The organism is Okeania sp. SIO3B5, from assembly GCF_010692555.1.
Taxonomy (GTDB): domain Bacteria; phylum Cyanobacteriota; class Cyanobacteriia; order Cyanobacteriales; family Microcoleaceae; genus Okeania.
In genome coordinates, this window is the sequence record NZ_JAAHHG010000433.1 from 1 (window position 1) to 6,587 (window position 6,587).

The following is a 6,587-nucleotide window of genomic DNA, read 5'->3' on the forward strand; positions in this document are numbered from 1 at the left end:
GGTCCGCACGTTGGGCAGTTTTGCCTTTTCAGAGCCTGCATTCAAATCCCCAAGCCCCGTGCGCCTGCCGTTTTTAGCGGGGCTGAGAGGCGAGGTCGAAGGCGACATCTCCCCTCTCCGCGTCCCCGTGTCACCGCGTCTGCGTGTCAAATCTTAAAAATCTCCCCATCTCCCCATCTTCCCACCTCCTCACCGATAAACTGGTAAAGTAAACTTAAAACAACTACCATTATTTGGACTAGACTCTACCCAAATTTTGCCGTAGTGGGATAAAATAACCCTCTGACATAGAGCTAGACCAATACCATAACCTTCTTTTGACTCATCACGCTTGAGCCTAAAACTATCTTCAAAAATACGACCGTGATTTTCTTTAGGAATACCAGGGCCACTATCACAAATTGTCACTTGAATCTTTTGAGTAGTGCGATCGAGGATTAAAACCTGTATTTCTCCTTGTTTAGGAGTATACTTAATGGCATTATCCAGCAAATTAACTATTACCTGACGTATTCTTTCTCGGTCAGCATAAACTAATGGTAAATCATTAGGAATATCCGTTTTCAACTGTAAGTCTTTTGACTTAAGTCGGTCTCGAAAACTAATTATCACCTCACAACACAATGCCCCCAAATCTAATTTTTCAGGCTGAATTTGTAACCGCGTACTTTTGCCCTTTGGCTTCTCCAGAATATCTATAATCATTCTGTCAATCACACGAACTTGGTAACGTGCCTGCTTAATTAGCTTTTCCACAAGAGTTGGAGAGTTTCTAGGAAACTCAATATTAGCAGTTTTTTGAGTTGATTCTAAAGTCTCTAGAGCCAACGAAACTGCTGTTAGGGGGTTGCGTAAGTCATGAGCTAACATGGCCACAATACGGTCTTTAAACCTTAGTTGGGCTTGAAGTTGTTCCTTTTCCTGTTTGAGGCGAAAAATCTCATCTGACATTTGCATTAACTCTACAGCACAGTCGATGGAACTAACAGATGATTTTTGATTAACAACCTGTTTAGATTGAGGCTGAGAATTATTAGTGCGCCAATATTCGGCGATGGAACGTTGCCAGCGTGGCCACCAATATTCCAATTTGGCAATTAAATCTGTACCAGTTAGGGTTTGTCTCGGTTCAGGATAAATTTTGAGTAGGGCAGGAGTAGCAATTAACTTGAAGTGCTCTGCCATATAGGGTTTTTCTTCTACGTCAATGACTTGAAATTCAAAAGGATAATCATTATCTTTTTTTAAATTGTTGAGAGACTTACGAATGGCTTGAATTTGCTCTTGAGAGCCAGGACGTTTATTGATAAACAATAAAATCTGTAAACATCCCTGCTCATTATTGTTATTAGATTTTTCTGAGGACACCGGTACAAAATCTCTAGGTAAGTAGGATAGGCTATTAGCATCTCTTTTGCAAATAGAATAATTTACCATTTAGTAGTAATCCATATTGAATATTCCCGCCTACCTAGATACTTGGCCTGATAGTGTAAGCGGGGCGGGGTTTACCACTTACGATTAAAAAACTAATTGGATGAATTTTATATTTTTTGTTAATGGCCTATAAAAGAAAATTAGTTTCTGAGATAATTTAATATCTATTTCATATTGTGACACTAATACTTTCAATTCGCCTTCTAGAGTATATTTATATTATTTAATGCTTGCTTGACATAATTGACATTTTATAGTATAAAAAACCAGATAAATCTTACCAGTGGTTATAATGACTCAAGTGAGGGAGAATTTTCTGGTAAGTGGTATACTGCAAGCTTCAATTTTATGGTAGTTAGAGGTTTGCTGAGGATACTCTCAGAACTTTGTGCCTCAGTTGCCTTTGACGTCCTCCCCGGCTGTTAGGCGCGGGGATTCCTACCGAGTCGTAACTCCTCGGCCGGATAAAATGTAATTTTAAATTTTGAATATTTCTAAAACTGGATGAAGTTGGTTAGCTGGCAAAAAAATCAGTCCCTCAGAATGGTGCTTGTGGTGGCGATCGCCTTCTTTGTTCTCTGTCTATTATTTAATCTGCACCGATATTATAGTTTTTATGCTTCTTACGACCAAGGTATATTTAACCAAGTCTTTTGGAATAATACACATGGTCGTTTTTTTCAAAGTTCTCTCTCTTCTGCTCTTTCCACAAATGTAGTTCATCAAGGCCAAGTATCAGAAGTATACTATCACCGCTTAGGCCAACATTTTACTCCAGCTCTATTACTGTGGTTGCCAATATATGCTCTATTTCCATATCCCATTACCCTAACAGTATTACAAGTCACCTTAGTTACTGGTGCTGGTTTAGTTTTATACATTTTAGCTAGGCACTATCTCCAGCCACCCTTATCAGCCATGATTACTATTAGCTTCTATGGTGCTAATGCAGTAATTGGCCCTACTCTCGCAAATTTCCATGATATTTGTCAGATACCTATATTTGTATTTAGCTTACTATTGGCCATGGAAAAACGCCGATGGTCTATATTTTGGATTTTAGCAATATTAATTTTAGCAGTGAGAGAAGATGCGGGAGTAGTTTTATTTGGAGTAGGATTCTATCTAATTTTGAGTAAACGCTACCCCAAAATAGGTTTAGCTATTTGTACTCTCAGTTTTGTTTATATAGTGGCTTTAACAAATCTGATCATGCCCCTATTTTCCGAAGATATTTCCCAGAGATTTATGATGGAAAGATTCGGTCAATATGCAGAAGGAGAAGAAGCTTCTACTCTAGAAATTATTTGGGGTATGATTAGCAACCCTTGGCGTTTAATTGCAGAAATTTTCACCCCATTCTTTGGCACTATCAAATATTTATTAGGTCAATGGTTGCCCTTAGCATTTGTGCCTGCTGTTGCTCCCGCTTCTTGGATGATCGCAGGATTTCCTTTGTTAAAGTTATTTTCTGCTCAAGGTTTGTCTGTACTGTCAATCACAATTCGCTACGCCATGACAGTAGTACCTGGATTATTTTACGGTGCAATTTTATGGTGGGGAAAGAGAGAATCAGAAGTTGAAAATTCATCACTACCATCACCAAAATTTCGCCGTTTCTGGGTAGTTTGTATTTGCTTGTCACTATTTTTTACATTTACTTCTAATCCTAATCGCACTTTTTATTTTTTAGTACCAGATTCAGTACAACCTTGGGTTTATGTTCCCGCACATCAACAATGGCAGCACGTTAGTCAAATGCGACCATTGTTAGATAAAATTCCTAATGATGCTAGTGTGGCAGCAACAACTTATATTATTCCTCACTTATCAAGTCGTCGAGCAATTTTGCGATTTCCCAGAATGCAATTTAGAAATGATGCTAGAGAAGTTGAAAAAGTAGAGTATATTATTGTTGACTTGTGGCGGTTGAATAGATATCGGGTAGCATTTAAGAGCGATCGGCAACGACTGGAAAAAATTGTACCTCGAATTGAAGAGCTTTATAAATCTGGTGAATATGGAATTACGGGTTTTGCAGATGGTGTGGTTTTGATGGAAAAAGGAGTAGTTTCTAATCCTGATGCTGTTGATGGATGGCAAAATTTCCGGCGAGAAATGGCTCAATTTTCTGATAAGTGAAATTGTAGGGGCGGGTTTATTTGATTTTGTTTAATTCCCATTAATTTAACGTGGAACTCGCCCCCTACCTCATCTAATTTTCTTGTCAAATTTGTTGATTTGATTTATTAAATATAGCAATCAGGAATCAGTTGTGAGAATTGAAGTATTCCTTAAAAGTACAGAATATAGGAATTATTACATTCATATGATACGTTTTTTCTTCTTCTCTGTTGCCAGATGAGCTGTTGCCTGTTGCCTAAAAGTTTCCAATATCTCACAACTCAAATCATATTGCTATAAGTGATTGCAGTCTTTTTGTTAAGATATTGTAATAACAAGATAATATACAGAGAGATTGGTTATGATTATTGGTAAGTTCCTGTTGGTATATGTGGGACAATAGGTCTACTTCCTCCAACTAAACACTTCCTCTGTGGAACTGTGGGACTTAAGCTCCTTTTCCTTGTTGAATTTATCACCATAGGATATTTATCCTAATTTTTAATTTATGGAATTATATCATGTCCGGATAATTAGTGATAAAAAACTTTCTCCTTCTTTTCTTCTTTCTTCCCTCCTGAATTCTGAATTCTGAATTCTGAATTCTGAGTGTTTATTTATAACTGTTCAACCGGACATGATATTACTTATTATTATTGTTGTCTTTGTGATTGTTATTTTCTCTATCTTATCGGCTTCTAACCCTAAAAAGAGCCGTGGCGGCCGTGGTTATGGTGGGGGTGGCTTTGATGCGGGTGGTTATGGTGTGGATAGTTCTGATGGGGGTAGTTCTGATGGGGGTAGTCCTGATGGGGGGTGTGATGGCGGGGGTGCTTCTAATGGGGGGAGTGATGGTGGAGGGTGTGATGCTGGAGGTTTTTGAAGTGTTATTTGAGGTGACAGTCAGGAGTCAGGAGTCCAGTAGGGTGCGTTACGCTGCGCTAACGCAGCGAGATATTTGAGATAGCTACAAACTACTGAACGGTGCGTTACGGCGCAACCTAATATTTGACAGTTCCAGTGAGTTTGTAGTAAGCGCCTAACGCACCCTACTGGATTACTAAAATTAAACCGGGGCAGTTACTAACTCTTTGTCTGCTGTTTCTGTTGCTTCTGGAGGTGTTTCTGCTTCCATATCCATGAGCGCTTTTATCCTTTTAAATAAATCTACTTCCGCAGGTTCTTGATCTGTTAATTTATCATAAAAATAGGTGTCTTTCAATCAGTGGGGAAAAGCTATTTCTAATAAACCATTTTCCCAGAGTTTAAAGCGCCAGTATTTGGATACTCGGTCATCGACTACCTCAAATAATGGGGCGCAATGTTTCTGAGGATAATAGATAAAATTATCGTCGCAAATGTAGTACCAAACATTTCCTTCTGCTTCATCAATAGCATAAACAACATATTCTTTGCCTACTGTTAATCGAAAGACTGTTTCTGTGGTTCGGTTAACCGCAGGATCAAGATAATTTTCTGGAAGAGATGTTCCAGTGTTGGCGATACAACGAATTTTCATAGTTGGTTTTCCTTATTTCAATTCCAATGCTTCAAGCAGAAATGCTGATAACTGATAACTGATAACTGATAACTGAAATGGCGTTCCTTGAATTTCTATGGCTACTCCTGTCTTAGCCTGTTCTAAAAGCAGTTGCTCTTCTAAGTTATTGGGAGTTTCATCGGGAATGGGGCCAGTTGTCACGATTTTATTTACTGCTTGGTAAAAAAGGTTAATTGTGATTATAAAACGCGATATACATCTTCATAAATTTCAAATCAGATGGGGAGAACCTTTATTAGAAAAATTTGCCGCTCCTCCGGAAGATGTTTTAGGAGAATTATCTCATTTTGAAATGGGAATTAGGCGTTTTTGTTACGGGTGCGATCGCCCCATCTCGATAAAAATAGGTAAAGAACAAGTCAAAGTTTTCTTAGATCCCGATATCTCAATGCTCCTGGAAGAAGATTTACCTACACAAATCGACCAGTTATCAAGAGGGGAAAAAATACACCTAGAATTTGTTGAGAGTTGTTGCGTCACAATAGAATTAGTGCCTCTTGACAACAAGGTTAACTGCAACTTAGGATATTTTGGCTATTCGGATAGCAATAAAAACTTTTCTCTAGATAGCAGTTACAAACAATTTCAATTAGACCGCAAAGAAGTCTTGGAAACTTTAACTGACTTTTGCATCAAGATTGCAGACATGGCAACAGAAACAGGTTATATTACCAGGCAAGAAAGAGACGATTTTATCTCTCCTGTGGAAATACATAAAATCAGCTCGTAAAAGCTTGAAAACTAGCTTGTATGAAATAGCGATCGCTTATTTAAGCTGCGGAATAGAGGAGAACGATGGCTTGCTGGATGGAGTGATCGGCAACGACTGGAAAAAATTGTACCTCGAATTGAAGAACTTTATAATTCTGCTGAATATGGAATTACTGGTTTTGCAGATGGTGTGGTTTTGATGCAAAAAGGAGTTGTTTCTAATTTGGATGCTGTTGATGGATGGAAAAATTTCCGATGATAAATTGTAGGGGGTTTTCTGGTATTCGCCCCTACTCTTTCATTATCAATTATCCATTATTAGTTATCCATTGAAAAAGGTGCTTCCCTATCTAAAATTAAACCGGAGCAGTTACTAACTCTTTGTCTGCTGTTTCTGTTGCTTCTGGAGGTGTTTCTGCTTCCATATCCATGAGCGCTTTTATCCTTTTAAATAAATCTACTTCTGTAGGTTCTTGATCTGTTAATTTCTCATAAAAATAGGTGTCTTTCAACCAGTGGGGAAAAGCTATTTCTAATAAACCATTTTCCCAGAGTTTAAAGCGCCAGTATTTGGATACTCGGTCATCGACTACCTCAAATAATGGGGCGCAATGTTTCTGAGGATAATAGATAAAATTATCGTCGCAAATGTAGTACCAAACATTTCCTTCTGCTTCATCAATAGCATAAACAACATATTCTTTGCCTACTGTTAATCGAAAGACTGTTTCTGTGGTTCGGTTAACCGCAGGAT

Annotated in this window: 9 protein-coding genes; 4 read left to right on the forward strand and 5 right to left on the reverse strand. The window is 38.2% G+C overall.

Annotated features, from left to right (window positions below; genetic code table 11):
* Positions 1 to 189: 189 nt before the first annotated feature.
* Positions 190 to 1,368: a histidine kinase gene (locus F6K54_RS34545; protein WP_293088146.1), complete on the reverse strand. Its 1,179-nt coding sequence runs from the start codon at positions 1,366 to 1,368 to the stop codon at positions 190 to 192.
* Positions 1,369 to 1,941: 573 nt separating this feature from the next.
* On the opposite strand from F6K54_RS34545, the gene F6K54_RS34550 reads away from it, so the two are divergent.
* Both F6K54_RS34550 and F6K54_RS34555 read left to right on the forward strand, forming a co-directional pair.
* On the forward strand, positions 1,942 to 3,579 hold the full coding sequence (locus tag F6K54_RS34550; protein ID WP_293088148.1) for a DUF2079 domain-containing protein: 1,638 nt from the start codon (positions 1,942 to 1,944) through the stop codon (positions 3,577 to 3,579).
* Between the two features lie 619 nt (positions 3,580 to 4,198).
* Entirely contained in the window at positions 4,199 to 4,444 is a 246-nt protein-coding gene (locus F6K54_RS34555; protein WP_293088150.1) for a hypothetical protein, read from the forward strand.
* A gap of 183 nt (positions 4,445 to 4,627) precedes the next feature.
* Here the strand turns inward: F6K54_RS34555 and F6K54_RS34560 are convergent, their stop codons facing one another.
* From F6K54_RS34560 to F6K54_RS34570, 3 genes are read right to left on the reverse strand one after another with little or no spacing between them, the layout of a single operon-like run.
* Positions 4,628 to 4,783 carry a hypothetical protein gene (locus tag F6K54_RS34560; RefSeq protein ID WP_293088152.1) on the reverse strand — a complete coding sequence of 52 codons (156 nt, stop codon included), beginning with the start codon at positions 4,781 to 4,783 and terminating at the stop codon, positions 4,628 to 4,630.
* Complete coding sequence (locus tag F6K54_RS34565) at positions 4,784 to 5,080, reverse strand: hypothetical protein (RefSeq protein ID WP_293088154.1); 297 nt, start codon at positions 5,078 to 5,080, stop codon at positions 4,784 to 4,786.
* A 12-nt stretch (positions 5,081 to 5,092) separates the two neighbouring features.
* Positions 5,093 to 5,263, reverse strand: a complete 171-nt coding sequence (locus tag F6K54_RS34570) for a hypothetical protein (RefSeq protein ID WP_293088156.1) — start codon at positions 5,261 to 5,263, stop codon at positions 5,093 to 5,095.
* A 34-nt stretch (positions 5,264 to 5,297) separates the two neighbouring features.
* On the opposite strand from F6K54_RS34570, the gene F6K54_RS34575 reads away from it, so the two are divergent.
* A complete protein-coding gene (locus F6K54_RS34575; RefSeq protein WP_293088157.1) occupies positions 5,298 to 5,852 on the forward strand; it encodes a hypothetical protein in 555 nt (184 codons plus the stop codon).
* A gap of 4 nt (positions 5,853 to 5,856) precedes the next feature.
* Positions 5,857 to 6,033: a hypothetical protein gene (locus F6K54_RS34580; RefSeq protein ID WP_293088159.1), complete on the forward strand. Its 177-nt coding sequence runs from the start codon at positions 5,857 to 5,859 to the stop codon at positions 6,031 to 6,033.
* Positions 6,034 to 6,189: 156 nt separating this feature from the next.
* On the opposite strand, the gene F6K54_RS34585 is transcribed toward F6K54_RS34580, so the two are convergent.
* Positions 6,190 to 6,587 (reverse strand): hypothetical protein (locus F6K54_RS34585; protein ID WP_293088161.1); only part of this gene is annotated, 398 nt, incomplete at its 5' end.